Source organism: Paenarthrobacter sp. NPDC057981, from assembly GCF_042886835.1.
Lineage (GTDB): Bacteria > Actinomycetota > Actinomycetes > Actinomycetales > Micrococcaceae > Arthrobacter.
The window spans coordinates 1-26,998 of record NZ_JBHVQI010000040.1 but is presented as its reverse complement, the minus strand read 5'-3'; the positions used below and the strand labels follow the sequence as shown (position 1 = coordinate 26,998).

The window sequence follows — 26,998 nt, the reverse complement described above, 5'->3', positions numbered from 1 at the left end:
GCACCCAGCCCCGCCCGCCGTCGTCGAGCGCCTGCGCTCTTGGATGTCTACTTCAGGTGGTCCACCAGCTTGTCGGCGATGCCGGTGTACTTGCCCGGGGTCAGCGCAAGCAAGCGGGCTTCAGCGTCGGCGGAAAGACCGAGGCTCTGGACGAATTCCTGCATGCGGGCGCCGTCCACGCGCTGTCCACGTGTGAGGTCCTTGAGGCGTTCGTAAGGGTTCTCCATGCCTTCGACGCCGGCAATGGCTTCTGCGCGCATGACCATCTGGATGGCTTCGCCCAGTACTTCCCAGTTGGTATCGAGGTCGCCTGCCAGGACTTCCTCGGCGACGTCCAGTGCCTTGAGGCCCTTGGCGACGTTGGAGATGGCAAGCAGTGAGTGGCCGAAAGCCACGCCGATGTTGCGCTGCGAGGAGGAATCGGTCAGGTCGCGCTGCCAGCGGGAGGTCACCAGTGTTGCGGCGAGGGTGTCCAGAAGGCCGTTGGAGATCTCCAGGTTGGCTTCAGCGTTCTCGAAGCGGATCGGGTTTACCTTGTGGGGCATGGTCGAGGAACCCGTGGCGCCGGCAACCGGGATCTGGCGGAAGTAGCCGATGGAGATGTAGCTCCAGATGTCCGTGCAGACGTTGTGCAGGATGCGGTTGAAGCGGGCGATGTCGGCGTACAGCTCGGCCTGCCAGTCGTGGCTTTCGATCTGCGTGGTGAGCGGGTTCCACGTGAGGCCCAGGCCTTCGACGAAGGACTTTGCCACAGCTTCCCAATTAGCGCCCGGCACGGATGCGACGTGGGCGGCGTAAGTGCCGGTGGCACCGTTGATCTTGCCAAGGAACTCGGTCTTGGCGATGCGTGAGAGCTGGCGGTTCAAGCGGTGCGCGATGACGGCCAGTTCTTTGCCGAGCGTGGTGGGGGTGGCGGGCTGGCCGTGCGTACGGGACAACATGGGCACCGAGCGGTTTTCTTCCGCCATGGCCTCGATCTGCTTCACCAATGCAGTGGCGTTGGGCAACCAGACGTCCTCCACGGCACCCTTGATTCCCACTGCGTAGGAGAGGTTGTTGATGTCCTCGGAGGTGCAGCCGAAGTGAACCATGGCAGTCAGGTTCTCGATGCCAATCGCGGGCAGGCGGCGGGCGATGTAGTACTCGACGGCCTTGACGTCGTGAACAGTGACAGCCTCGATCTCGGCGAGCTCATTGACCGAGGAAGCATCGAATTCGGTGACGATGGCGCGCAGCTGAGCAATCTGGGACTCGGACAGCGGGCCGGCGCCCGGAAGAACGGACTGGCTGGTCAGGTGGATAAGCCACTCAACTTCGACGTGAACGCGATCGCGGTTCAGCGCGGCCTCGGACAAGTAATCAACGAGGGGTGCGACGGCGGCACGGTAGCGGCCATCAAGGGCGCCAAGGGCCAGGGGTTCGGAAGCGAGGGACACACGAGGGGATTCAGCCATGGTCCCTATTCTTTCATGCCCGGCACAGAGGCCTGAGTCGATGACGGCGCTATGTGGATGAGCGTCAGGTTATCCACATACGCAACTTCATTCCTTCCTTCCGTGCCTGCCCATCCGTAGCGTTTTGGCTACCGATCAGCAGAACGACCACTGGAGTACACCCGTCATGAGCCTCGGCTTGATGCCTGCCGCCAATCCGCCCATTTTCGATCCTTCGGAATGTGCCTCCCGAAGCCACGAGGTCCAGCGGCTCGCATGGCGAATGAAGGATTGCGTTGATCAGGCAGACAGCGTCCTCGCATCCCTGCGGAAGCTGCAGTTGGACGACTGGCAGTCCCCGGCCGGCCGGGCCTTCCGGACCACACTTGCCATCCATGCCTCCGCGCTGATGCGGACCAGGGAGAGGCTCGATGGCGCAGCAGCTGTGGTCCTTCGGCATTCACAGAACGTCTCTGTCTCCGGTGAGAGGGGGAACTGATGGCCGACGCAGCTCCCATCGGGGCCGGAGCAGCACCGACGCCTTCACCGCCGCCGCCGGACGGCAGCCTCCGCATTCAGGGAGGAGTTGGCGGGATCTCTTTCCAGCTGGAAGAGCTGGTGCGCGGAGCTGATCAGCTCGACGCCACGGTTAGGCAGCTGCTGGGTATCGAAGAAGAGGCACGTCGCGTTCAGGATGCACTTATGCCGTATCTGTCCGACTCCTTCGAGTCAGGCTGTCTCGCCATCGACGAGGTAGCCGAAAGCCGCAAAGACGTAGGCCGGTTGCGCCAGGCCCTGGGCGACGTCAGCGCAAGCGTACGGGCCAGCCACCGGGATTATGTGGAAACTGAAGCGGGGAACACACGACCCCATCTGTTTGGGCCCGGGGCGATGATGTTCCCGGACCCGGGTCACCTCTTCCCCCTGGGACGTGACCTCACTGAGGACATCTTGAACCTTGTAGTCAGCCCGGGTCTTGAAGCGGAGCAAGTACTCGGCCTGATGGTGGGCTCGCCGTTGCTGGCAGCCTTTCAACCCCGTCCCGTCAGCGTGACGAAGGTCGGAGAAACCGCCGAGGACGTGCAGCCTTCCTTGGCCGGGAGTCTCCGCCGCCTCGAGAAGGTCTACGACAGGAACAACGGCGAGATTGAGGTTATTGAGTTCGACAACAGCGGTTCATCTTCCTGGATGGTCCTGATTCCAGGCACGCAGCCCAATACGCCCTCAAGCAATCCTTTCGACATCCAGGGAATCGGCGAAGCAGTCGGCTATCGCTCCGCGGATGTCGCTCCTGCCGTCGCGCAAGCCTTGCGTGAAGCGGGGGCGGAGGCAGGGGACCAGGTGGTGGCGGTAGGGCACAGCCAAGGCGGCGTACACGCCATGAACTTGAGCCGGGACAAGGCGTTTCTCAGTGAATTCGACCTCAAATTTGTTCTCACTGCCGGGGCTCCGGTTGGGGGCATCGTTCCAGAGCCCGGCATCAGTTCCCTTCACTTGGAGCACGTGCAGGACTGGGTCCCGGGAACAGATGGCCACATGAACCCGGACACCAAGGACCGGGTGACGGTAACGCTGACCGAGCACGTTCAGACGCCTGAAGGGGAAGGACCAGGCTTGGGCCCTGGGCACAACCAAGAGAACTATGCGAAGGGAGCCGAATTGGTCGCGGCCAGCGACGATCCATCACTAGTGGCATCCACTGCGGCGTTCGCGGGCGTGGTCGGAGCTGGCGGCGCAGCCAAAGTCACCAGGTTCAAGCTCACCCGTGATCCGCTTCCTGATCGTCGGAACAGCTTGACGGTTCCCGGGCTTCCCGAATCGCGGTCCACGGCTGGTTCCCGATGATTCCTACCGCTTGCGTGCGCCCGGAATGAGTCCCGCCACCATGGAGATGATGCTGATGATGATTGACGCGAGGATCGCAGTCCAGAAGAAGGAATCAAGGGTCAAATGCACCGGTGTAAAACTGCTCAACCACGCAGTGAGGTACAACATCGCCGCGTTGATCACGATCGTAAAAAGGCCCAAGGTCAGGATCGTCACCGGCAGCGAAAGAATTTTCACCAGGGGGCGAACGAATGCGTTGACCACACCGAAAATGAGCCCGATAAACAGGTATCCCAGAATAATGCCGGCCGTGTCGGCGCCCTGCGTGAGCCCTGCATTTGCCGCTGCTGACTCCGTAGCGGTGGTGTTGATGTCCATACCTGGCAACAGCCAGGTAGCAACCCAAAGAGCCAGCCCATTAACAAGGACGCGGATGATGAATGAACCCATGGGTCCATCGTTCCACATGCACCTGTGCCGTGGCTGTGCGGCTCCCCAAGCCTCTGCGCTCGCGGCGAGGGTACAAGTAGGCTTGAAGCCATGACTACTACTGACAACGCACCGGAGGGCGTACTCCCTCGACCGGTCGTGGACAGGCTTCCCAAATACGCCGCAGGTAAACCGCCAGCAGCGATTGAAGGCCTCACCAGCTACAAATTGTCGTCCAATGAAAACCCGCTGGCCCCGATCCCTGCAGTGTTGCAGGCAATCGCGGACCAGACCGACATCAACCGCTACCCTGACCCCTTGGCAACGAAGCTCAGGACGGCCCTTGCAGGATTCCTTGACGTCCCGGCTGACGATGTCGTCACAGGCGCCGGAAGCCTGGGGGCACTGAACCAGATCCTTGCCACCTTCGCCGGTCAAAATGATGATGGCAAGGCAGATGAAGTGATCTATGCCTGGCGTTCGTTCGAGGCTTACCCCATCTGTGTCGGCCTCGCAGGCGCTGCCAGTGTGCAGATTCCCTTGCTGGCAGATGGCCGCCATGATCTCGACACCATGGCGGCGGCAGTTACTGTCCGCACCAAGGTGATCCTGTTGTGCACGCCCAACAACCCCACCGGGCCCATCCTCACCGCCGAGGAAACGGAACGCTTTATCCGCTCGGTTCCGCCGCATGTGGTGGTGGTCATTGATGAGGCCTATCAGGAATTCGTACGTGACCCGGAAGCTGTAGACGGCATCAAGTTGTACCGGAAATACCCCAATGTCATAGTTCTCCGGACATTTTCGAAGGCCCATGGGCTTGCTGGCCTGCGCGTGGGATACAGCGTGTCCGGCCCGGCTCTCACCCAACATCTCCGGGTGACGGCTACGCCCTTTGCGGTATCGCAAATCGCGGAACGCGCCGCAGTCACTTCACTTGAGAATTTCGACCAGGTTGTGGAAAGGGTACAAAGCCTGGTGGTCGAACGGGACCGGGTGAGGGCTGGGCTGCGGGACTTGGGATGGTTTGTCCCCGAGGCTCAAGGCAACTTCATTTGGTTGAATCTCGGCGAGAACAGTGCTGAGTTTGCGGCCTTGGCAGCTGAACAAGCATTGTCTGTGCGCGCCTTCGCCAATGAAGGAGTCCGCGTCAGCATCGGTGAGGTGGAAGCCAACACCCGATTCCTGAATCTCTGTGCAGGTTATACAAAGGTGCCGCTGGGTTCCTAGCGGTTAACAAATGCGGAATCCGAACTTACTGCCGATAAAGTAAGGGACGAAAGCCAAAAGTATGCCCGTTCCGGAATGCATTCCGGAACGGGCATATATCCCAGCGACAGACATTGCCCGGCGGTTAGCCGCGGCAAAGCAAGGAGACGGAATGGGCTCGACACAACTGCCCCCCGGGACGGAAGACTCTCTCGCGGCCACCACCGCGTTGGCAGCCGCGCCAGGCGAAGCCACGGACATGGTGCAGTTGCTCGGACCCGACGGGACGCTGGGCTCGGACCCGATCTTCTCGGACTACGCCAAGCGAATCGATCCGGAAAAGCTCCGTGTCTTCTACACCGACATGGCAAAGATCCGTCGCTTCGACCAGGAATCCACCGCCCTCCAGCGCCAGGGCGAGCTCGCCTTGTGGGTCCCCCTGACGGGCCAGGAAGCCGCCCAGATCGGCTCCGGTCACGCCAGCCAACCGCAGGACTACATTTTCCCCACTTACCGTGAGCACGGAGTGGCCCTTGTCCGGAACGTAGACCTCGCAGAGTTGTTGAAGCAGTTCCGTGGGGTGTCCAACGGCGGATGGGATCCGCGCGAAAACAATTTCCACCTGTACACGCTCGTACTCGCAGCGCAGACGCTTCATGCCGTGGGCTATGCCATGGGCGTCCAACGGGACCAGAAGTCAGCGGCCGCCACGGATTCAACGGATCCCAAAGCCGCCGTCATGGCCTACTTCGGGGATGGCGCCAGCTCGGAAGGCGACGTCCACGAGTCCATGGTGTTTGCTGCCTCCTACAACGCACCGGTTGTGTTCTTCTGCCAAAACAACCACTGGGCAATTTCCGTACCAACCGAGGTTCAGACCAAGGTCCCGCTCTCAAACCGTGCCAAGGGCTACGGTTTCCCGGGTATTCGGGTGGACGGCAACGATGTCATTGCCGTCCACGCCGTCACCGAATGGGCCCTGGAGCACGCCCGCGAGGGGCGTGGCCCGGTCCTGATTGAGGCATACACCTACCGGGTGGGTGCACACACCACCGCTGATGATCCCACCAAATACAGGGAGTCCGCCGAAGAAGCCGCTTGGCGGGAAAAGGATCCGCTGGACCGTTTGGAGAAATACCTTCGTGCCGAAGGTCTCGCCGACGATGCGTTCTTCGACCAGGTCAAGGCCGACGGCGACGAATTGGCCAAGTACGTTCGCAGCACCACGCACGGGCTGGAAGTTCCGGACATCCGCCAGGCGTTTGCCAGCGTCTACGCCGAGCAGCATCCGCTGATTGCAGAGGAATTGGCCTGGTTCGAGGAGTACTCGGCCGGCTTCGAGAGCGACCAGGAGGCATCCAACTGATGGCAACAATGACCATCGCCAAGGCCATCAACGAGGGTCTCCGTGCAACGTTGACGAAGAACCCCAAGTCGCTCCTGATGGGTGAGGACATCGGCCACCTGGGTGGCGTTTACCGGGTTACTGATGGCCTCATCAAGGAATTCGGCGACGACCGCGTCCTTGACACCCCGCTGGCTGAGTCCGGCATCGTGGGCACGGCCATCGGACTTGCCCTTCGGGGCTACTCGCCCGTGTGTGAGATCCAGTTCGACGGCTTCGTCTACCCGGCTTTCAACCAGATCACCACCCAGCTTGCAAAGATCCATGCCCGGAGCCTGGGCAAGCTGACCGTTCCTGTGGTGATCCGGATTCCTTATGGTGGTGGCATTGGCTCCATCGAGCACCACTCCGAGTCGCCCGAAGCGCTGTTTGCGCACACCGCGGGCCTGCGCATCATCAGCCCTTCCAATGCCCATGACGCTTACTGGATGATCCAGAAGGCCGTGGAGTGCCAGGACCCGGTGATCTTCTTCGAACCAAAGCGCCGGTATTGGCTCAAGGGCGAGGTCGATGTCGAGAGCCCGGGCCTTTCCGAGGACCCGTTCAAGGCCCACGTCGTCCGTGAAGGTACCGACGCCACCATCGTGGCGTACGGCCCGTTGGTGCCCGTCGCATTGGCGGCAGCAAACGCTGCCACGGAGGACGGACGAAGCATCGAGGTCATCGACCTCCGTTCCATCTCCCCCTTGGATTTCGACACCGTGGAAGCTTCGGTCAAGAAGACCGGCAGGTTGATTGTCGCCCACGAGGCCCCAACCTTCGGCGGGATCGGCGGTGAGATCGCGGCACGCATCAGCGAGCGGGCGTTCCTGCACCTGGAAGCCCCGGTTATCCGTGTTGGCGGCTTCCACATGCCCTATCCGGTGGCCAAGGTGGAGGAGGACTACTTGCCGGACATCGACAAGATCCTCGAAGCCCTGGACCGCTCCCTGGCCTACTGAAAACCTGCCCTGATCCTGCCCGGCTTCGCTGCCTGGTAACCGGAAATCGAGGACCACTGTGACTGTAAAGAAATTCAACCTGCCGGATGTCGGAGAAGGCCTGACCGAGGCCGAGGTAGTTGCCTGGAAGGTCAAGCCGGGCGACACCGTTGCCATCAACGATGTCCTCTGCGAGATCGAGACCGCCAAGTCCCTCGTTGAGCTGCCGTCGCCCTTTGCCGGCACAGTCACTGAGTTATTGGTGGAGGAAGGCATCACCGTCGAGGTGGGCACGGCGATCATCGCCGTTTCGGAGGGGCAGGAAGACGCCAACGGCACCGCACCGGAAGCTCCTGCGGCTGAAGAGACCTTCACCCCTGTCTACGGCAAACTCACGGCGGAGGCCGGGGAGCAGCCAGCCGGCGGTCCATTGGTTGGTTCCGGACCCAAGGCCGACGCCGTCAAACGCCGTGCCCGCAAACGCCCAACCGGTGCAGTTGTTGAGGCCGCCGGCGTCGCCGAAAACGCCGAAGGTGCCGTCCAGGACAACCAAGCGGTTCTGGCGGCAAAAGCAGCCGAGACACCCGTTCCGCAGCGTCCGACGGCGGCACGCCCCGTCGTCGAACCCGTACAGCAGGCGTCGTCGGCCCCGGCGGTGCAGCAGCCGGCAGCGACCCGCGGTGCCGCTATCAGCGGCACCATCAGTGGTTTGGTCAACAAGGTTTTGGCGAAGCCGCCGGTGCGCAAGTTCGCCCGGGACCTTGGCATCGACCTGGCTGACGTCGTCGCTACCGGGCAACGGGGTGAGGTGACCCGGGAGGACCTGGTGAGCTACCAGGCCCAGCGCGATGCTGAGCACGATCAGGCTGACACTTTCTGGGGCGCCTCAAGGAAGCCGCAGGACCAGCGGGTGGAGCGAGTTCCGGTCAAGGGCGTGCGCAAAGCGACCGCCAAGGCAATGGTGGACTCCGCATTCTCTGCGCCCCATGTGAGCATTTTTGTGGATGTTGATGCCAGCCGGACCATGGAGTTCGTCAAGCGCCTGAAGGTTTCCCGCGATTTCGAGGGCATCAAGATCTCGCCGCTGCTTATCCTCGCCAAGGCGGTCATTTGGGCAGCAGCCCGCAACCCCAGCGTCAACGCCACATGGGTGGAAGATGCTGATGGCAAGGGCGGAGCCGAGATCCAGATCAAGCACTTCATGAATCTGGGCATCGCAGCGGCAACCCCGCGCGGGCTCATGGTTCCCAACATCAAGGATGCCCAGGATCTTTCCCTCAAGGAGCTGGCGCTGGCACTCAATGAGCTGGCTACCAAGGCCCGGGCGGGTAAGACTCAGCCTGCCGAGATGCAGGGCGGAACCTTGACCATCACCAACATCGGTGCCTTGGGCATTGATACGGGCACGCCGATCATCAATCCGGGCGAGGTGGCCATCATTGCGTTTGGAACCATCAAGCAGAAGCCGTGGGTTCTGGACGGCGAAGTAATTCCGCGGTGGATTACCACACTGGGCGGTTCCTTCGACCACCGCGTGGTCGACGGCGACTTGTCGGCACGCTTCATGGCAGATGTCGCGGCCATTCTCGAAGAACCGGCGCTGTTGCTTGATTGACCAGAAGGCAGAACCGGTTCACACACCTCCGCAGCTGCTGACAGGACCGTGGCGAACCTTTGCCCGCATTCTGACTGAGGCTTTCCAGCCGCCGGTCGTTGTCTTGGTCCTGTTGCTCATAAGCCCGGCAATAGAACCCGGATTTCCGGGGACCATGTGGTTCGGCTTGCTGGGAGCCTTCTTCGTCTGCGTGCTTCCGCTGGCTTACGTGCTGGTGATGGTGAAGCTGGGCCGGATTTCGGACCACCATGTCAGCGACAGGAGGCAGCGGCCGGCTCTGCTCTTGATGGCGCTGGTCTCCGTTGTGACCGGATTGTTGGTGCTGCAGTTGGTCGGCGGACCGGTGAGCGTCTCGGTGATGATCATCGCGCTGATCGCCGGGATCGCGGTCTTGGCCGTAGTCAGCGCTTTCTGGAAGATGAGCGGGCACGCCTCTGCCCTCGCGGCCGCGGTAGTCATTGCTGTCCTCATGTTCGGGCCCCCGTGGCTTCCACTGCTAATCCTTGTCCCGGCGGTGGGGTGGTCCCGTTTGGTCCTTCGCGCCCACACCCTGGGTCAGGTCATCGCAGGGTCTCTCTTCGGCGGCATCGTCATCGCCGGATTGTGGTGGCTGCTGCGGGAACTGATGTTGTAGCCGAAGTCCACGCAACCCTGGATTTAGGCTAGAACGCCGGGTAGTTGACCAGCAATGCCTGGAGTTCGGTGGTCGACATGTTGTTGGCCAGCTCCACGCTGATGCCCATGGCTACTGCAGCGACCGTGATCATGGCTACGCACGCCACGGAGAGGAAGCGCCAGTCTTTGCGGAACACGCTGCCAATGGTTTCGGGCATCTCCAGACCCGGGGTGATCATGTTGGGGGCGCTGTCCCAGGAGCCGTCGTCGAGCATTGCGACGATGCGGTTATTGGCACGGTCGTAGCGCATGGTGCTGATGTTGTTGCCGTGACGGGCGAGCAGGATGTCGTGGCCCACGCGCTGGCGAGGCTGCAAAGTAAGCAAGAAATGTTCCCCTGAAAGTGAGATGTGGAGGTGGCGCACGCCGTTGGGGGCATCTCAATTTTATAACGGTTGCATCAGGGGGTTCGGCCGGAAGGCGCCAAATGCCGGGTGAGTCTCCCCACCCGGCCGCGTGATTCAGCTCGCTTTACGGCTGGTCTGTCTTGGCAATGTAGACGTCGCAGGGAGCGGTATGCGCGACGGTGTTGGCGACGCTGCCAAGGACCCGGCCCAATCCCTGCATGCGGCGGTTGCCCACCACGATCAGGCGGGCATCCTGCACTTCGGCTTCTTTGACCAAGGCTTCGCCTGGCTTGCCGCGTGCTGCCGAGTAGGTCACTTCGAGGCCCTCATGCGCAAGGCGCTCGGCAACGGTGCGGGCTACGGTTTCGGCTTCGGCAGCATCGGAGACGATCCACTTGTCCGTGCCGATCTCAACAACTTCCGTCCGGTTGCTGTCGAAGGCGCTGACAACGCGCAGGCTCGCGCCAAGTCCAAGGGCCAGCTGTTGCGCTGCCTGCGCCGCCCTCATTGCGGTCTCGCTTCCGTCGACTCCGACAATCACAACTCCGGTCATTGTGCTGCTCCTTCACTGGTGGCTTGGATGGCTTCGGCCAAGACAGGCGCCAGGCGTCGTACGCCTTCGGCAATCGTATCCGGCGGCACCGCACTGAAGGCCAGGCGCAGTTTGTTGGAGGGTCCGTCGGCGGGGGAGAAGGCCGCGCCCGGGATGAAGACGACGCCGGCGTCGATCGCCTTTCCGAGCAGAGGGTACGTATCCACGCCTTCAGGCAGGGTGACCCAGACGAAGAAACCGCCGGCTGGCTTGGTCCATGTCAGGCCAGCGGGCATGTACTCATCGAGCGCGGACAGCAGGGCCCGGCAACGCTCGGCGTACAAGGTGCGGTAGGTCTCGATCTGGCCCTTCCAGTCGAAGTCGCGCAGATAGGCCGAGACGAGCATCTGATTAAGGGGCGGCGGGCAGAGTGTCACGGCTTCGGAAGCCAGGTAAAAGCGCCTCTGCAAATGGGCGGGTACAAGGGCCCAGCCGATACGGAGTCCGGGAGCAAAAATCTTGGAGAACGAGCCCAGATAGATCACGTCGTCCGGGTTGTCCGCGCGCATGGGCGTGATCGGTCGGCCATCAAAGCGCAGGAGTCCGTAAGGGTTGTCCTCCAGCACAATAATATTCGCGCTACGGCATATATCGACGATTCGCTGCCGGCGCTCTTCCGCCAAGGTGATTCCGGAAGGGTTGTTGAAGTTGGGGATCGTGTAGAGGAACTTGATGTTCTTGCCCTCTGACTGGAGCGCCGCGATCCTGGCCTCAAGAAGCTCTAGCACCAGGCCGTCGTCGTCCATTTCCACCGGTTCCACCTGCACTTGGTAGGCCTCGAACGTGTTCAAGGCGCCAACGTAGGTGGGATTTTCGACCAGCACAACGTCGCCCGGGTTGCAGAAGACCTTGGTGGCGACGTCCTGGGCTGACTGGGACCCCGCAGTGATGACGATGTTCTCGGGAAGGGCGTTGGTGATTCCCTCGGCGGCCATGATTTCGCAGATCTGCGCCCGCAGTTCCTCCGTGCCCTGGCCACCGCCGTATTGCAACGCGGTCATGCCTTCTTCGGCGATGATCCGCGCGGCAGTCTGGCCGAGCTTTTCCAGGGGAAGGGACTGAAGATAGGGATTGCCTCCAGCCAAGGAGACAAGCCCTGGCTGCATGGAGATGTCAAACACATCCCTGACAGCGGATTGCTTGATGTTGGCGGCCCGCGCGGAGAACAATTCCTCGTGCGGGTGAGCGGCCGTCGCGGCCCGCTCAATGGCGTCGATGGCTTCAGCGGGCAGCGTTGCGCCGGCATCCAGTGTTTCGTGGGTCACAGTCACAGGATACTCCTCGATGTTGCTAAAGAGGCAACATTTGTTTTCAGGATCACCAGATATTGCGGACCATGCTTTACGGCGAGGGCGGTAGCAGTTGGAATGTAGCTATGACAGCACACCGGGGATCCGTGACCAAAGCCCAACACTTCCACAAACTCCACGACGCCGGACCGACTCCCTTGGTATTGGTGAATGTCTGGGACGCGGCGTCCGCGCGGGTGGTTCAGGAAGCAGGCGCGACGGCGATCGCCACCTCGAGTTCGGCTGTGTCTTGGAGCTTGGGCTTCCGGGACGGCGATCATGTGCCGTGGGGCCTGGCGATGGCCGCGCTGGGACGAATCGCCGGAGCCACCACCTTGCCTGTGACAGCGGACATCGAGACTGGTTACGGACGAACCGATGATGAGCTCCGCGCCACCATCCACGCAGTCCTCGACGCCGGTGCCGTGGGGATCAACATCGAAGACTCGGCGACGGACCCGCTCACGGACATCGAAGAGCAGTCACGCAGGATCGCCATCATCCGTTTGGTTGCCGACGAGCGCGAAATCCCGCTGTTCATCAACGCCCGAACCGATACGTACCTGTCCGGTCAGTTCCCGGACTCGGCCTACGACGAAACCCTGAAGCGTTCCGAGTCGTACGTCACCGCCGGAGCCAACGGAATCTTCGTGCCGGGCGTCGTGGACCTGCATGTCCTGCACGAGCTTTCCAGCCGGATAGGGGCTCCCCTCAACGCGCTGGCAGGTGTGGGCGCGCCGTCGCCCCTGGAACTGCACGACGCCGGCGTCCGGCGGGTCAGTATCGGCGGCAACACCGCCAAAGCGGCCTACGCCAAAGTCGCCCGCGTGGCCACGGAAATCCTTGGTGACGGAAACTGGTCCGGCCTGGCCGGTACCCGCAGCCACGACGAAATGGACGCCTTGTTCGAGCAGGGGCCCAAGTACGGCCTGTAAGAGGTCGGTAAAAGGCGCACGACGGCGGCGCCTGGCTTTAATGTCGGACCCCGCCGATAGCGTGGGAACCATGGAAGACGAGGGGAGGTTTCATGGCACGGCGCAGTGTGCATTTCTGGCGGATCGAGCAGCTGAACGGCGATGAGCTCAACCGTCCGTTTCCTGCGCGCCGCGTGGCGGAAGTTCTGAAGAAGGCCCAGGACGCCGGAACGGACCGGCACTTCACCAGTGCTGACGGGACGGTGATGATCGCCCGGGCGGTCGCGTCTTCGCCATGCCCTGTGCTGCTTCTTGACAGGGTCCGGGACGCCAATCTGCCCAGTGTTGGCGATGCTCTCGGCCGCCGCAAGCCCCTTCCCCTGGCGCCGGGTGACCATCTGTTGGAGACCACCTACTTCGCCTTCCTCAAACGCAATGTCATGGCAGTGCTGACCAGTGGAAACGGTCCGCGGGCATCCCGGATGGGGGAGTACCTTGAGGGCATGCTGGGATTGGAGCCCACCTTGGTGCCGGTGGTGAGGGAGGACGTCGAGGAAATCCTCACCCGGCTGGAGGTTAGCCGCTTTGAGTTCGCCCTGCCCGCAGAGCGCCTGTCCGGAAAACTCATGGAAGGTGAGTGGGCTGATGTGCTGGAGAGTGCCTCCCGTTTGATGAACCAGGGAACCTTCCGGATTTCCTTGAGTGTGGGAAGGTCCGGAAGTGCCGATGACAAGCGGCGGATCCGGGAACGCATTCAACGGTTGATCGATCTGTTCCGGCAGGCCGGCTCCGTGGAACATTTCGATTACGTCGTGGCGGAAGGCAAAGACTCCCTGACCGGTGACCGCGAGGTAGTGGACTTGCTGAAGGAGCGGTTCATTTCGCATGTCGAGGTGGACCCGGATGCTTTCAATGATCCACAGAAGTCCGCAGCAGAGGCCATTGCGATCCTCAACAAACAGGCTCGCGACAACGAGGCCTTCTTCGCCAGGACGCTGCCGGACATCAAGGGAACTGCCGATTCCGGCCTGGTCCCGGACCTCGTTGCGGGAGGAATGGCCACTGTCCGCGCAGCTCTGGCTGCGGCCACGAACAGCGCCGGGGCCACGAACAGCGCCGGGGCCACGAACAGCGCCGGGGCCACGAACAGCGCCGGGGCCACGAACAGCGCCGGGGTGGACGGCCATGCGGCCAATGAACCCCGTGTCGGAGACGGTCATGAGCTTGTACGAGGTTGATGTTGACCGCCCTGGGCGGCGCAACTCTTGGTGGCGATGGTTCCTGTTGCACCCAACGGCGGACTACCTTTGGGCCGTTCTGGCTGTCATTCTCTGGCTGGGTATAGCTGCCGCGGCCGGTCAACCCCTGATGCTGGAACACGCGGACCCGGGTGCACGGCGAACCCTGTTCCAAACCCTCGCCACGTTGGCCGGTGCAACGGCCGGGCTCACCCTGACGAGTGTTTCCATGCTGATCAACGTGCTCGGAAAGAAGGCCGCCCCGGGCCAGCGGGAACTTCCGTTGGAAAGGCTTTCGGCTATCCACCGACGCCAGATCGGGGAGGTCTTCCTCTTCGCCATTCCCGGGCTCGGTCTTCTGGTGATCGCAGCGCTGGTCACGGTTGTCCTTGAAGGAGATGCGCCCACAGGCCTGTGGATCCCCGAGGCCGGGGCCTTCGTGCTGGCCTTTGCTGCGGTGCTGTCTTTGCTGCGCGTAGCCTGGGCCCTGAGGCGGGTGCTGGCCATTGCGACGGCCTAGCAACGTCCCGGCGGCTCGCCTTCACCGCACGCTCAGCGCCTCCGTGAGCGTGCGGCCATTGACGTAGATCTCCGCCCGCGAAGCTCCCGTGGCGGACACGACCGTGTGGATCAGCTGGGCTTGGATGCGTGGAATGTCGCACACTCCGGACGGCCGCAGGGATCCACTGAGGTTCACCACCACCGTGGATCCGTTCATGTAGCCGGACAGGAATCTCAGCGATGAACCGGCCAACGAATCGTAGAGAGCAGCGTCGCTGTCCACCGGTAGGCCTGCTTCCAGCAAACGTCCCAGCGCCACGGACAGCGGATCGCCGGGAACCGAAACGCCGCGCACGGGAACCAGGCTGTCGTTGCAGCCGAAGCGAACGCCGCGCGCACCGCCGTCGTCGATTGCGACGTAGTAGACCGCGGGACCGTCGGCGTCCACTTCCGCGGCTTTGGCCGTAGCGGTCGGTTCAGGAGCGCTGGTGCCTGGTTCCGGCGAAGGCTCGACGACGGGAACCGGCTGCGTCGCATGCGGCACGGCGGTGCCCGCGGAGGCAGGCGACGATGCCGGAGCTGCAGAGGGGGACGGGGGAGGCTCGGCCGGAACTGCGACAGAGGGAATGCCCGGAGCGGGGACGGTCGAGGCGACGGGGGAAGGAATCACGGGCGACGGCGCAGCAAGCGAAGGCGACGCAGGCGAGGGCACGGAAACCGTAGGCGGTGAGTTCAGCGTCGGGAGAGGGGCGGCGTCCGGAACCGTGGTGCAGCCAGCCACCCAAGCACCGAAAGCGATGCAGGCAGCCGCGATCGCCGTCGTGCTTTTGATTCCCCGTCCGGTACGCATGACAGCCCCGCGCTCCTGTCCCCGTCCACCTGTACGTCCAACGTTAGGACGGGACGGCGCCACACAACATGCCGCTACGGTGACGGTTCGGACAAGAGTTGGTCACGCCCCGGGAGCCAGCCGCCTGGAACGGAGCACGCAGAAACGGAAAATGCCCCCGTCCCGCGGACTGCGGGACGGGGGCATCAGTCCGGTGAGACTAGGCTGCTGCTTCTTCGTCATCCTGCACGGAGGTGAGGGGCTCGAAGATGCCCTTGATCTGCTCAACGACCTCGGCGTCGTCCTTCGGGTGCAGTTCAGCGAAACGGATCATGGAACCCGGGACGGCCAGCTTGACGTCCTCGAGGACCTTGGCGCCGGCGATGCCGACAGCCTTGCGGGCTTCGTCCTGGGCCCAGACGCCGCCGTACTGGCCGAAAGCGGTTCCGACGACGGCGGTCGGCTTACCGGACAGGGCGCCGGCGCCGAACGGGCGGGACAGCCAGTCGATGGCGTTCTTCAGCGATGCCGGGACGGTGCCGTTGTGCTCGGGGGTGACCAGGAGGATGGTGTCGGCGGCTGAAGCTGCCTCGCGGAGGGCGGCGGCTTCGGCGGGAACCTGGCCCTCGACGTCGATGTCTTCGTTGTAGAAGGGGATGTTGCCCAGGGAGTCGTGGATCTGGACTTCCACGTTCTCCGGGGCGTTCAGCTGGATGGCTTCGGCGAGCTTCTTGTTGTGGGAATCGGCGCGCAGGCTGCCGACGAGGGTGAGGACTGTGCTCTTGGACATGGTGTCTCCTTGTGTCGGGCCGGGCTGAGGGAATCCGGCCTGCGGTTTGTGGGGCTTTGGAGCCTTCACCGATACTAAACGGACTACGGTCCGGTTTCTATTCCCGGGTCTAGAATGTTTCTTGTGAGCTTCATCCCCCTCCAGCCTGACGCGCCATTGGGGTCGCCAGGGCTGCCGCATGAGCGCAGCGATGCCGCGCGGAACCGCGAGCGCCTGCTGTGCGCTGCCCGGGAACTGGTGGACGAGTTCGGCGCGGACGCTTTGACCATGGACGCCCTCGCATGCAAAGCGAAGGTGGGCAAGGGGACGGTCTTCCGGCGTTTCGGCAGCAGGGCGGGCCTCATGATGACCCTGCTGAGCGACGCGGAGTCGGACTTCCAACGCGCCTTCATGTTTGGTCCGCCACCGTTGGGTCCGGGCGCTTCGCCGAAGGATCGCCTCGTGGCGTTTGGCGAGGGCCGGATCTTCTTCGTGCTGGAAAACGGCGATTTGCTCAAGGCGGCCGGTGCTGCCACCCGCAACAGATTCGATGTCCCGGCGACGAAGCTTTCGCACCGGCACATGGAGGTTCTGCTGCGGGAGGCCGGCATTGCGGATCCTTGGGTCATGGCAATGTCGCTGACCTACGCCTTGGACCCCGAACGGATCGTTGACGATGTCCGGACGCGCGGGATTTCACCCACGCGGCTCACCGATTCCTGGGGTGAGCTCATCGCGAGGCTCTTGGGGGACAAGTAGCCCGGGTGCCTGGGGGGCCGAACAGCGGCCCTTGAGTGGCGCCGTCGTCCATTTCGTGACGCAAGCTGCACATAACAATCTGGCTGCAGGCCTTAAAGTGGCGTCGTCGAAGCAAAACGTGAAGCACTTATTGTGGTAGTTTCCTCTTGAATGTGACCCATGCCATACATGGCCCGGTGATCACTGAAGGGGCGCTGGGGGAGCCAAACCACCCGCTGCGCCAATTCGCAGCTGACGCCGGCCACAGCCGGGAACCGCGGAAGGACGAGCTTTGAGTTTTGCCACGATTCGGGGCAGCCACCCGACATGCTGAAATATCTGCTGAAGAGATCAGGCATCTACCTGATCATGATCTTCCTGACCACAAGCGCCGGATATTTCCTGGCAGTGTCCTCCCTCAAACCGGCCGTCCTGGAGCAGGAAAAGATCCCGCGGCCAACGCCGGAGCAGGTCGCCGCATCCTTCCGTGGCCTCGGACTGGACCCGGACAAGAACCCCTGGGAGCGCTACATCGAATGGCTGGGCGGCATCGTGACCCGCTGGGACTGGGGTCGCAGCCCGAACGGCGCCTACGTCAACGCAGAATTCGCGGACCGCGTCTTGGTTTCCACCCGGCTCTTCATCGCCTCGATCATCCTGACGCTGATCATCGGCGTGGCCCTGGGTGTTTACTCCGCAGCACGCCAGTACAAGTTCCAGGACCGCGTCATCACGTCCTACAGCTACCTGGTCCATATCCTCCCAGCGCCCATCGCCTACTTCCTGGTCCAGCTCGGCGCCATCAGCGTCAATGAGGCCGTCGGCGAGCGCATCTTCTTCGTGACAGGAATTTCGACGCCGGGAATAGACCCGGGTTGGCCGGCTTTCGTTGACCTTGTGGCCCACTACGCCGTGCCCACCTTCGCGATGACCATTTTCGGTTGGGCGGGTTACCAGATCGCCCAGCGCCAGTACTTGCTGGACAACGTCAATGCCGACTTCGTCCGCACGGCACGAGCCAAGGGGCTGACCCGCAACCAGGCCATCCGGAAGCATGCCCTGCGTGTCTCCTTCATCCCCGTTGCCCAGAGCATCGCCTTCACCATTCCGGCCATCTTCACGGGCGGCTTCTTCGCGGAAGCGATCTTCGCGTGGCCGGGAATCGGCCTCTGGAGTATCCAGTCCATCGGCCTGCAGGACGTAAACGTCGCCACAGCCACGCTGGCCTACGGTTCGGTCATCTTCGCCGTCGGTGCCATCCTGGCCGACTTCGCCACCACCCTGGTCGATCCGCGAGTGAGGGTCCAGTAATGACAAACATCATTGACCCGATCGCCGAAATCGATGAGACACGGGTAGCCGACCAGGACGTCGTGATCGGCAAGTCCCGCATCATCTTCCGTCGCTTCATGCGGAACCGGACCGCCGTCGCCGGCTTGTTCATCTTCCTGGCGCTGTTCCTGTTCTCCGTCTTCGGCGGGTTCCTGACGCCGTGGGACAAGGAAACCATCGATCCCCTCAACATCGGCATGCCACCCTCGCCTGACCACCTTCTGGGCACCACACAGGCCGGCATCGACCTCATGGCGCTCATCGTCGATGGAACCAGGACCTCGATCCTCATTGGCCTCATCGTTGGCGGCCTGTCCGTGCTGATCTCCGCCGTCTACGGCTGCACCATGGCGTTCTTTGGCGGCAAGGTGGATGCCACCATGCTGTTCATTCTCGAAGCACTCATCATGATGCCCGCCATCCTGGTGGTTGCCGTGGCGACCAGCGGCAGCGGAGGGCTCAAGAGCCTTCCCAGCTGGCTGCTGCTGGTGGTTGTGCTGCTGTTCTTCAGTTGGATGGGCACTGCCCGCCTGGTGCGCTCGCTGTCCATGTCCCTCATGCAGCGGGATTACGTCAAAGCCGCCAAGTACATGGGCGTGCCTTCCCGCAGGATCGTTTGGCGCCACCTGGTTCCTAACATCGGCTCCCTGCTGGTCCTCGACTTCACCCGGGGCATTACAGGTGCCATTCTTGCCGAGGTTGCCTTCTCCTTCATCGGCATCGGCATCAAGCTTCCGGACGTCAGTCTCGGCGTCCTCATTGGCCAGGCGACGGGCCAGGTGTCCTCCTTCCCCTGGATGTTCTGGGTACCGCTGATCGTGATGTTCTTCCTGACCGGTTCGCTGGCCATGATGAACGACGGCCTCCGCGACGCCTTCGACCCCAGTTCCAGTTCCATTGGCCGGGCCAAACGGAACGGTGCGAACGCCAAGACCACGAAGGTGACCAACAAATGAGCACCAACACGTCCCAGAACCCCGCCGAGCGCCTCCGCGACGCCGGACTCTACGCCCCCGGGGACGCCGTCCTCAGCGTCCGAGACCTCAACGTCCGGTTCAACTCCGAAAACGGCGTGGTCCATGCTGTCCGGGGCGTCGACTTCGACCTCATGCCGGGCAAGACGCTTGGCATCGTGGGTGAGTCCGGCTCCGGCAAGTCCGTCACCTCGATGGCCATCATGGGCCTGCTCCCCGAAACCGCGGACATCACCGGCTCCGTCCGCTTCAAGGGCAAGGAACTCCTGGGCCTGGGTGACAAAGCCATGTGCAAGCACCGGGGCAACGACATCGCCATGGTGTTCCAGGACCCGCTCTCCTCCCTGACGCCCGTGTACACGGTGGGCAACCAGATCATCGAGGCCCTCACGGTGCACAACCCCACCATGAGCAAACAGGCCAAAGAAGCCCGCGCGGTCGAGCTTTTGCGGATGGTGGGCATCCCGAGCCCCAAGGACCGGCTCAAAGCCTTCCCGCACGAGTTCTCGGGCGGCATGCGCCAGCGCGTCATGATCGCCATCGCGATCGCCAACGATCCGCGGGTGCTCATCGCCGATGAACCGACGACGGCGCTGGACGTCACCATCCAGGCGCAGGTGCTGGAAGTCCTGCACACGGCGCAGGAGGAAACCGGCGCCGCCGTCGTCATGATCACGCACGACCTCGGCGTCGTGGCGGGCATGGCCGACGACATCATGGTCATGTACGCGGGCAAGCCCGTGGAGACCGGCACGGTGGAGGACATCTACTACAACCCGCGGATGCCCTACACCCTGGGCCTCCTCGGAGCAGTGCCCCGCGTGGACTCCTCGGAGAAGCAGTCACTGGTGCCGATCGAAGGAACACCGCCCAACCTGGCACTGCCCGTTCTCGGGTGCTCCTTCGCAGCACGTTGCCCCATGGTCAGCGATGCCTGCCTGCACGGCGAACCCGAACTGATTCCCGTGCCGGGCTCCGCACACCAAACGCTCGGCCACAAGGCGGCCTGCATCAAGGCCGATGAGCTTTCCGGCAACGCGGACGCGCACAAGATCTTCCACGCGCCGCCCAAACCGGTATCAAAGTTCGACGGCGTCCCCCGCCTCGAGCGCGAAAAGGTCCTGGAGCTCAAGGACGTCAAGAAGCACTTCCCGCTTCTCAAGGGTGCCCTGATCAAGCGACGCATCGGCACGGTCAAGGCCGTGGACGGGCTGAGCTTCGACATCCGCGAGGGGGAGTGTGTCTCGATCGTGGGCGAGTCCGGCTGCGGCAAGACCACCACGCTCCTGGAGATCATGGAGTTCCACCCGGACCAGGTGGGCGAAGTTGTCATCGGCGGCGTCAGCAACAAGGCGGCCACGGACCACAAGACCACCATGGCCATGCGCAAAGAGATGCAGATGGTGTTCCAGGACCCCACCGGCGCCCTGGACCCGCGCTTCACCGTCTACGAGGTCCTGGCCGAACCGCTGGAGAACCTGGGCATGCCCAAGGCTGCCGTCCGGAAACGGATCATGGAGCTCATGAAGCTGGTGGGCCTGCAACCGGACCACGTCAACCGCTTCCCCAACCAGTTCTCCGGCGGGCAGCGCCAACGCATCGGCATCGCCAGGGCGCTCGCGGTCAACCCCAAGCTCGTGGTCCTGGACGAACCCGTCTCGGCTCTCGATGTGTCCGTGCAGGCCGGTGTGATCAACCTGCTGGACAAGCTGCGGGCCGAACTTGGCCTCAGCTACCTCATGGTGGCGCACGACCTCTCGGTAGTCCGCCACATTTCGGACCGGGTTGCCGTGATGTACCTGGGCAAAATCGTGGAGACGGGCCATGTGGACGATGTCTTCGACAATCCGCGCCACCCTTACACCAGGGCGCTGCTGTCCGCGATCCCGGTGCCGGATCCCGAGGTGGAACGCACCCGCGAACGCATCATCCTGCAGGGCGATCTTCCCAGCCCCCTCGACGCCCCCAAGGGCTGCAACTTTGCTACACGTTGCCCGGTGTTCGCCGCACTGCCTGCCGAAAAGCAGGAGAAGTGCCTTACTCTGGAGCCGCCACTGGCTTCCGGGAAAGAAGGAGAACAGGACTTTGCCTGCTTCTTCCCGGATGGAGAAATCGATGCCGACATGCTGGTGGTGCATGCCTGACAACACATGACTCATTTGAATAAATCCCTGGTCTCAAACTCGCAAATGATTTTCCAGTCGTAAACATGAAGGGCACACCATGAAGAAGTACACGACGATCGGCGGCGTAGCACTGGCAGCAGCGCTGATGCTGACCGCTTGCGGCGGGGGAACGCCGTCGGGTCCGGCCTCCCAGAAGGCCGAAGAAGCAGGCGGCGACATCAGCAAGCTGATCAGCGTCAACGCCAAGGAAGCCAAGGATCTGGAGCAGGGTGGCACGGTTACCCTCGCTGTGGGCAGTATTGGCCCGGACTTCAACAACAACTCCAATGTGGGCAACAGCGCGGACACCTCCGCACTGCTGACTCCGGTCAACCCCGTCGGCATGAGCAGTGGCGGCATCGGCGGTTGCTGGAAACTCGACTTCGACGGCAAGGCCGCACCGAACAAGGACTTCTGCGAGGACGTCAAGAGCGAAGTCAAGGATGGCAAGCAGACCATCACCATCAAGGTCAACGACAAGGCGACCTGGAACGACGGAACTCCGATCGACGTCAAGACCTTCCAGAACACGTGGAACATGCTCAAGGGCGAGGACAAGGCCATTGACATCGTCACCGCGGGTGCCTATGCCTTCGTGGATTCGGTCAAGGCCGGTGCCAACGACAAGGAAGTCATCGTCACCACCACCCAGCCTGTTTACCCCTTGGAAAGCCTGTTCTTCGGCCTGATCCACCCGGCCATCAACACTGCTGACATCTTCAACAAGGGCTTCGCCGGCGAGATGCACCCCGAGTGGATGGCCGGCCCGTTCAAGGTGGAGAAATACGACACGACGGCGAAGACCGTCACCATGGTTCCCAACGACAAGTGGTGGGGCCAGAAGCCGGTCCTGGAAAAGGTCATTTGGCGCCAGATGGAACCGAGTGCAACCATCGCTGCTTTCAAGAACGGTGAAATCGACGCCACCAGCGGACGTACCCTGGGCCGCTACAAGCAGCTCGAAGGCACCAAGGACGCCGACGTCCGCCGTGGCCAGCGCCTCTTCGCCGGTGGCCTGAACCTCAACGCCAAGAAGCCCGCGCTGACTGACGTGGCCGTGCGCAAGGCGATCTTCACCGCCGTCGACCGTAAAGCCATCCGCGACGTCCGCTTCAACGGCCTGAACTGGTCCGAAGAGAGCTCGGGCTCGATGATGCTCATGCCGTTCTCCCAGTACTACCAGGACAACTACCCCGTGAAGGACAGCGGGGCGGATGCCGCCAAGAAGGTTCTGACCGACGCCGGCTACGCGCCCAACGACAAGGGCATCATGGCGAAGGACGGTGTTCCTGTCGCCTTCAAGATCACCAACTTCGGCGATGACCCGACCACCGCTGCCACCTCGCAGACTTTGCAGAACCAGCTCAAGGCTGCCGGCATGGACGTGACCATCGATCAGCGCGGTGACGCCGACTTCGGCAAGGTTGTTGGAACCCGCGACTTCGATGTGACCATCTCCGGTTACACCGTAGGTGCGGACGCAACGGATGCGGTCAAGCAGTACTACGACTCCACCACCAACGAGAACGGTCTTGGTGACGCCGAGCTTGACGCCGAAATCAAGCGTCTGGCAACCATTGCCGATGACACCGAGCGCAACAAGGCCGCCATGGAGGTGGAAAAGAAGCACATGGAGAAGTACTTCTCCATGGGAACCGTCCTGAACGGCCCGGAGATCCAGTTTGTGCACAAGGGTCTGGCCAACTACGGCCCGTCCTTGTTCAAGAGCAACTCCAACGTTCCGGACTGGACCACCATCGGCTGGGAAAAGGGCGCCAAGAAGTAGCCCTCCCGCTGTAGTTTCCTGAAGGCCGGGATCTTCCTGAACCGCCACCGGTTCGAAAAAGATCCCGGCCTTCGGCGTCCCCACCCTCGCTCACATCCCCCGCGCTTCCTGCCAACGCTCGCTCACATCCCCCGCGCTTCCTGCCAACGCTCGCTCACATTTCCCGCGCTTGCCGCGGACCCTACATGTACATAAAGTACGAGATGTACATAAGGTACAGAAGCGCGTAATCTGGATGCATGGGTACCGCAGACTACGTCGTGAGTGTCGCTGACCTCCGTGTTCACCTCTCAGACACGATCAACCGCGCCGCCTACGGCCATGAACGGATCAGCATCACCCGGCGAGGCAAGGTTGCTGCGGTGCTCATCAGTGCTGAGGATCTTGAGCGGCTGGAACGTCTCGAAGATGAGGCGGATCTTAGGGCCCTTCATGCCGCCAAAGCGGAAGATGATGGTGCCCGCGTGAGTCTGGATGACCTTCTGGAGGAAAACGGAATCGCTCGGTGAGCCAATACCGGGTCGAGTTCAGCACGGTGGCCGCCAAGCAGATCCACGACGGTGAACTCGTCGTCATCATTTTCCGGGCTGCCCACCGCCGCGAGGTCTACTGATCTAGCCTTGGGGCATGACTTCACAGCCGATCCGCACCGCCGTCGCAGGGTTTGGGCTCTCCGGCAGCGTCTTCCACGCGCCGTTCATCGAAGCCAACCCGGCTTACGAGCTGAGCATCATCGCAACCTCGGACCCGGAACGGCAGGCCAAAGCCAAGGAGCGCTACCCGGCAACAAGGATCGTCGACACCCCGGAGGATATCCTCGCGCTGGCCGGCGAGCTGGACCTCATCGTCCTCGGCACACCGCCGGCAACCCACTACCCGCTGGCGAAAGCCGCGCTGGAAGCCGGGCTCGACGTCGTCGTGGATAAACCCTTCGTGATCCGCAGCAGCCAAGGCGAGGAACTGATTGCCCTGGCTGCGAAGGAAAGCCGCGTCCTCACCGTCTACCAGAACCGGCGCTGGGACGGCGACTCACTCACCGTGCAGAAACTTCTCGACGCCGGGACGCTGGGTGCCGTAACCCGGTTCGAGATCGGCATGGAGCGCTGGGCGCCGGAGATCGCCAAGGCGTGGAAGGCCAGTGCCACGGCGGAAGACGGCGGCGGGGTCTTGTTCGACCTCGGCACCCACGTCCTGGACCTCGCGCTCCGTTTCTTCGGCCCGGCCACTGTCACCTATGCCGAAATCACGGCAAGACGCCCCCAGGAACGTGCCGACGACGACGTTTTCCTCGCCCTCCGGCACGAATCCGGGGTGGTCACCCATGCCACCATCAACCTCAACAGCCACCTCCACGGTCCACGCTTCCGGATCCTCGGCACCGAGGGCGGCTTCGTGAAGTTCGGCACCGATCCGCAGGAGCCCTTTGTGCTGGGAGGAGGCCTGCCCACGGACCCGCAGTACGGCGTCGAGCCTGAGGAAAACCATGGCACGCTCGAGCTGGACGACGAACGCAGAACCGTCCCCACCGAACGCGGCGCCTACCCGGAGTTTTACCGTCTTCTGGCGGAAAAGCTCGACGACGGCGGCGCAGCGTCCGCGCGCCCGGTACCTGTCGATCCGGCCGGCCCAGTGGCGGTTCTGAGGCTGATTGAACAGGCCCGGGTGCTGGCTTCAAAAGATTTTTTGGGAAAGGCGTAACCTCACCGACGTCCCCAGCGATGTAGGGGGAGTACGGGCCACGCCCGCACGCTGATCATCCGGCAGCCGCCCAACAGCTGCCGGGGCAATCCCAAAATCGTTTGTCGGAGGGTTTTATGTCCTTGTTCACTGTCCTTGCCACCAGCAAAGTCGCCGCAGGCGTCCTGGCTGCCGGAGCTGTAGCTGTCGGCGGAACCGGCGTCGCTGCCTTCAATGGCGCCCTTCCCACTGAAATCCAGCAGACCGCGCACGACGTCGTAGGCGCCCCTGCCCCCATCGCCGAGCAGAAGACGGCTGAAGCAGCCGCCGCTGCCGAAACCGCCAAGACCAAGGCAACCGACGCCGTCGAGACCGCCAAGGCAACTGCAGAAGACGCAGCCGAGGCCGGCAAGGCCAAGGCAAGCGACGCCGTCAACGACGCCAAGGCCGCCGTGGTAGACGCTACGTCGCCGGAAGCTTTCGGTCTTTGCAACTCCTTCCTCAATGGTGGCCTCAAGGCCGACACAAAGGTTGCCGGTTTCAAGTCCCTGGCCATTGCCGCCGGCGGCGAAGCCAACGTCCAGGCACACTGCACCGCAGTGGTGGAAGCCGGCAAGGCTGCAAGCCTGAAGGCCGACGGCAACGCCAAGGCTGACGCCAACGCCGACGCTTCCGTCAAGTCCGAACTTCCGGCCACTCCGGCGGTTCCGGCAGTTCCCGCTGTTCCGGCGACGCCCGCGGTTCCGGCAGTTCCCGCCGTCCCGGCTGTGCCTTCGCTGCCCACCCAGGTTCCCACTGAGGTTCCGGCTGTCAACGGTGCACCCGTCGATTCCGTCCGCTAAGCAAGCAGCGGGTACGGTTTAACGGCAGGGCTCCTTGGCTTGATGACAAGGAGCCCTGCCACATAACGCGGGATGGAGGCGTCCACGGGTGCTTGAACCCTTGGCTGACGAATACGTGCAGGCGGATCACGACGATCCCGCCCTGCTCTTCACGGCTGCCTACAACGCCTTTTCCGGGCCGGTTTTCGGCTATCTTAAAGCCCGCGGCGTGGACGACCCCGAAGCTGTAACCCAGGACGTCTTCCTGGCCCTGTACCCCAAGCTGGACACGCTCCACGGCGGGCTGCAGGGTGCCAAGACCTTGCTGTTCACCATCGCGCATGCCCGCCTGGTGGACCATTACCGGAAACGTGAACGGACCCCCGACTCCACGCCTTACGAACCGGACTTCGATGCCCGCCGCTCCCCATCGGCGGAAGAGCAGGCATTCGGAAGTGCATCCGGCCTGGGGGTCACCGAACTTTTGGAGGACCTCGCCGAGGATTACCGGGAGGTCCTGGCACTGAGGGTCGTCGCCGACCTGTCGGTGGAAGAAACAGCGGACATCATGGGCAAGTCCCAAGGTGCCGTGAAACAACTGCAGCGCAGGGCATTGGGCGCACTGAAGAAACGTGCGCTACTAAGGAACGGCACATCATGAGCGAAAACACCGCACCGCGTCGGCGGAACGACCAGCAGGCCATCGACTCCCTGCTCGCGGACGCCGGGATGGAGGACACCTCCGCCCTGCGCACAGAACTTCTCGAACTGCGTTCCCTGGCCAACAGCGCACCGATGCCCTCGGACGCCGTCCGCGCCCTGATGGTGGGTGTCCCCGCGGCCACGGAGTTGATGCCCGCCGTCGCTGCTGAGGCGACGCACCACGCTGCTCCTGTGGATGAACTGGCCGCACGCCGCAGGAAGAAGGGGCGCGCCGCCGTCGTCGGTCTTGTCGTTGCGGCATCGCTGGCAGGTGGTGCCACGGCGGCAGCAGCCTCCGAGGGCGGGATTCCAGGAGCCTTCCAGCACATCGGCGCGGCCATCGGCTCGGTGGTTTCACAGTTGACCCCCGGCTCGGGCACCCCTCCCCAGCCCCCGGTGCCCGAAGGTACGACGCCAGTGCAGGGCCCTTCCCACCAGGAAAGCCAGCCGGCCGTTGTTCCGAACCAGCCCACCCCTTCCCCGGCGGCTCCCACGAACCCTGCCGGCACACCCCACACCGATCCGCAGACCACCCCGGGCCACGGTCAGTCCCAAGCCCCCAAAGGTCCGAGCACCGATCCGGGCAAGGGCATCCTTCCGCCGGCTCCGTCGCTGCCCGTCACACCCCCGGACCTTGATCCTTCCAAGCTGGATCCCTCAAAGCTCCGCCCCTCGGACATCCCGGTCCCGGAGCTCCCCACACTGCCCGCGAAGTGACACTTAATGACAATGTTCGGCAGCAACATTGTCATTAAGTGCCAACTCGGCGCGGTTTAAACCACGACGGCGGGGTGCGGCTTCGTATGGAAGC

General features: G+C 63.0%; 27 protein-coding genes. 20 read left to right on the top strand and 7 right to left on the bottom strand.

Going from position 1 to position 26,998, the window contains the following annotated elements:
- Positions 1–47: 47 nt before the first annotated feature.
- Complete coding sequence (gene purB / locus ACFVSI_RS21530) at positions 48–1,454, bottom strand: adenylosuccinate lyase (RefSeq protein WP_387828363.1); 1,407 nt, start codon at positions 1,452–1,454, stop codon at positions 48–50.
- Positions 1,455–1,578: 124 nt separating this feature from the next.
- On the opposite strand from purB, the gene ACFVSI_RS21525 reads away from it, so the two are divergent.
- Both ACFVSI_RS21525 and ACFVSI_RS21520 read left to right on the top strand, forming a co-directional pair.
- Positions 1,579–1,932 (top strand): hypothetical protein, encoded by a 354-nt coding sequence (locus ACFVSI_RS21525; protein ID WP_387828361.1) that lies wholly within the window; start codon positions 1,579–1,581, stop codon positions 1,930–1,932.
- On the top strand, positions 1,932–3,278 hold the full coding sequence (locus ACFVSI_RS21520; protein ID WP_387828358.1) for a hypothetical protein: 1,347 nt from the start codon (positions 1,932–1,934) through the stop codon (positions 3,276–3,278). Before ACFVSI_RS21525 ends, ACFVSI_RS21520 begins: the two co-directional genes overlap by 1 nt.
- Before the next feature lie 3 nt (positions 3,279–3,281).
- On the opposite strand, the gene ACFVSI_RS21515 is transcribed toward ACFVSI_RS21520, so the two are convergent.
- Positions 3,282–3,710: a phage holin family protein gene (locus ACFVSI_RS21515; RefSeq protein WP_274262012.1), complete on the bottom strand. Its 429-nt coding sequence runs from the start codon at positions 3,708–3,710 to the stop codon at positions 3,282–3,284.
- Positions 3,711–3,800: 90 nt separating this feature from the next.
- On the opposite strand from ACFVSI_RS21515, the gene ACFVSI_RS21510 reads away from it, so the two are divergent.
- The 5 genes from ACFVSI_RS21510 (at position 3,801) to ACFVSI_RS21490 (ending at position 9,472) form a co-directional block, all read left to right on the top strand.
- Entirely contained in the window at positions 3,801–4,919 is a 1,119-nt protein-coding gene (locus ACFVSI_RS21510; protein WP_387828354.1) for a histidinol-phosphate transaminase, read from the top strand.
- 151 nt (positions 4,920–5,070) lie between these two features.
- The gene (gene pdhA, locus ACFVSI_RS21505; protein WP_387828352.1) at positions 5,071–6,264 is read left to right on the top strand and encodes a pyruvate dehydrogenase (acetyl-transferring) E1 component subunit alpha; all 1,194 of its coding nucleotides are present in this window, start codon (positions 5,071–5,073) and stop codon (positions 6,262–6,264) included.
- Positions 6,264–7,244: an alpha-ketoacid dehydrogenase subunit beta gene (locus tag ACFVSI_RS21500; RefSeq protein WP_387828349.1), complete on the top strand. Its 981-nt coding sequence runs from the start codon at positions 6,264–6,266 to the stop codon at positions 7,242–7,244. The genes pdhA and ACFVSI_RS21500 overlap by 1 nt, the downstream gene beginning before the upstream one ends.
- Positions 7,245–7,302: 58 nt before the next feature.
- Positions 7,303–8,838: a dihydrolipoamide acetyltransferase family protein gene (locus tag ACFVSI_RS21495; protein ID WP_387828347.1), complete on the top strand. Its 1,536-nt coding sequence runs from the start codon at positions 7,303–7,305 to the stop codon at positions 8,836–8,838.
- A 37-nt stretch (positions 8,839–8,875) separates the two neighbouring features.
- Positions 8,876–9,472 (top strand): phosphatidic acid phosphatase, encoded by a 597-nt coding sequence (locus tag ACFVSI_RS21490; RefSeq protein WP_387828367.1) that lies wholly within the window; start codon positions 8,876–8,878, stop codon positions 9,470–9,472.
- Between the two features lie 28 nt (positions 9,473–9,500).
- Here ACFVSI_RS21490 and ACFVSI_RS21485 read toward each other — a convergent pair whose 3' ends face one another.
- The 3 genes from ACFVSI_RS21485 to ACFVSI_RS21475 form a co-directional block, all read right to left on the bottom strand.
- Positions 9,501–9,812 carry a hypothetical protein gene (locus tag ACFVSI_RS21485; RefSeq protein ID WP_144662318.1) on the bottom strand — a complete coding sequence of 104 codons (312 nt, stop codon included), beginning with the start codon at positions 9,810–9,812 and terminating at the stop codon, positions 9,501–9,503.
- 172 nt (positions 9,813–9,984) lie between these two features.
- Positions 9,985–10,413 carry a universal stress protein gene (locus ACFVSI_RS21480; RefSeq protein WP_262276426.1) on the bottom strand — a complete coding sequence of 143 codons (429 nt, stop codon included), beginning with the start codon at positions 10,411–10,413 and terminating at the stop codon, positions 9,985–9,987.
- Positions 10,410–11,717, bottom strand: a complete 1,308-nt coding sequence (locus ACFVSI_RS21475) for a PLP-dependent aminotransferase family protein (protein WP_387828344.1) — start codon at positions 11,715–11,717, stop codon at positions 10,410–10,412. The genes ACFVSI_RS21480 and ACFVSI_RS21475 overlap by 4 nt, the downstream gene beginning before the upstream one ends.
- Before the next feature lie 110 nt (positions 11,718–11,827).
- Here ACFVSI_RS21475 and ACFVSI_RS21470 point away from each other — a divergent pair, with 110 nt between their 5' ends.
- The 3 genes from ACFVSI_RS21470 to ACFVSI_RS21460 all read left to right on the top strand — a co-directional run bounded on the left by ACFVSI_RS21470 (position 11,828) and on the right by ACFVSI_RS21460 (position 14,413).
- Positions 11,828–12,676, top strand: coding sequence for an isocitrate lyase/phosphoenolpyruvate mutase family protein (locus ACFVSI_RS21470; RefSeq protein ID WP_387828341.1), 849 nt, complete (start codon positions 11,828–11,830; stop codon positions 12,674–12,676).
- Between the two features lie 92 nt (positions 12,677–12,768).
- Positions 12,769–13,893, top strand: coding sequence for a hypothetical protein (locus ACFVSI_RS21465; protein ID WP_387828338.1), 1,125 nt, complete (start codon positions 12,769–12,771; stop codon positions 13,891–13,893).
- Entirely contained in the window at positions 13,874–14,413 is a 540-nt protein-coding gene (locus ACFVSI_RS21460; protein ID WP_387828335.1) for a hypothetical protein, read from the top strand. The genes ACFVSI_RS21465 and ACFVSI_RS21460 overlap by 20 nt, the downstream gene beginning before the upstream one ends.
- Before the next feature lie 21 nt (positions 14,414–14,434).
- On the opposite strand, the gene ACFVSI_RS21455 is transcribed toward ACFVSI_RS21460, so the two are convergent.
- Together ACFVSI_RS21455 and ACFVSI_RS21450 are read right to left on the bottom strand one after the other, a co-directional pair.
- Entirely contained in the window at positions 14,435–15,244 is an 810-nt protein-coding gene (locus ACFVSI_RS21455; protein WP_387828333.1) for a hypothetical protein, read from the bottom strand.
- Between the two features lie 199 nt (positions 15,245–15,443).
- Positions 15,444–16,013, bottom strand: coding sequence for an NAD(P)H-dependent oxidoreductase (locus ACFVSI_RS21450; protein WP_377550235.1), 570 nt, complete (start codon positions 16,011–16,013; stop codon positions 15,444–15,446).
- Positions 16,014–16,136: 123 nt separating this feature from the next.
- Here ACFVSI_RS21450 and ACFVSI_RS21445 point away from each other — a divergent pair, with 123 nt between their 5' ends.
- The 10 genes from ACFVSI_RS21445 (at position 16,137) to ACFVSI_RS21400 (ending at position 26,904) form a co-directional block, all read left to right on the top strand.
- Positions 16,137–16,751: a TetR/AcrR family transcriptional regulator gene (locus ACFVSI_RS21445; RefSeq protein WP_387828330.1), complete on the top strand. Its 615-nt coding sequence runs from the start codon at positions 16,137–16,139 to the stop codon at positions 16,749–16,751.
- 306 nt (positions 16,752–17,057) lie between these two features.
- On the top strand, positions 17,058–18,041 hold the full coding sequence (locus ACFVSI_RS21440; protein WP_387828327.1) for an ABC transporter permease: 984 nt from the start codon (positions 17,058–17,060) through the stop codon (positions 18,039–18,041).
- Positions 18,041–19,018: an ABC transporter permease gene (locus ACFVSI_RS21435; protein ID WP_387828324.1), complete on the top strand. Its 978-nt coding sequence runs from the start codon at positions 18,041–18,043 to the stop codon at positions 19,016–19,018. The genes ACFVSI_RS21440 and ACFVSI_RS21435 overlap by 1 nt, the downstream gene beginning before the upstream one ends.
- Positions 19,015–21,180, top strand: a complete 2,166-nt coding sequence (locus tag ACFVSI_RS21430; protein ID WP_387828321.1) for a dipeptide ABC transporter ATP-binding protein — start codon at positions 19,015–19,017, stop codon at positions 21,178–21,180. Before ACFVSI_RS21435 ends, ACFVSI_RS21430 begins: the two co-directional genes overlap by 4 nt.
- 79 nt (positions 21,181–21,259) lie before the next feature.
- A complete protein-coding gene (locus ACFVSI_RS21425; RefSeq protein ID WP_387828318.1) occupies positions 21,260–22,987 on the top strand; it encodes an ABC transporter family substrate-binding protein in 1,728 nt (575 codons plus the stop codon).
- A gap of 239 nt (positions 22,988–23,226) precedes the next feature.
- A complete protein-coding gene (locus tag ACFVSI_RS21420; RefSeq protein WP_387828315.1) occupies positions 23,227–23,496 on the top strand; it encodes a type II toxin-antitoxin system Phd/YefM family antitoxin in 270 nt (89 codons plus the stop codon).
- 118 nt (positions 23,497–23,614) lie between these two features.
- A complete protein-coding gene (locus ACFVSI_RS21415) occupies positions 23,615–24,685 on the top strand; it encodes a Gfo/Idh/MocA family oxidoreductase (protein ID WP_387828312.1) in 1,071 nt (356 codons plus the stop codon).
- 116 nt (positions 24,686–24,801) lie between these two features.
- Positions 24,802–25,506, top strand: a complete 705-nt coding sequence (locus ACFVSI_RS21410) for a hypothetical protein (RefSeq protein ID WP_387828309.1) — start codon at positions 24,802–24,804, stop codon at positions 25,504–25,506.
- A gap of 88 nt (positions 25,507–25,594) precedes the next feature.
- Positions 25,595–26,146, top strand: a complete 552-nt coding sequence (locus ACFVSI_RS21405) for an RNA polymerase sigma factor (protein ID WP_387828306.1) — start codon at positions 25,595–25,597, stop codon at positions 26,144–26,146.
- A complete protein-coding gene (locus tag ACFVSI_RS21400; protein ID WP_387828303.1) occupies positions 26,143–26,904 on the top strand; it encodes a hypothetical protein in 762 nt (253 codons plus the stop codon). Before ACFVSI_RS21405 ends, ACFVSI_RS21400 begins: the two co-directional genes overlap by 4 nt.
- Positions 26,905–26,998 lie beyond the last annotated feature (94 nt).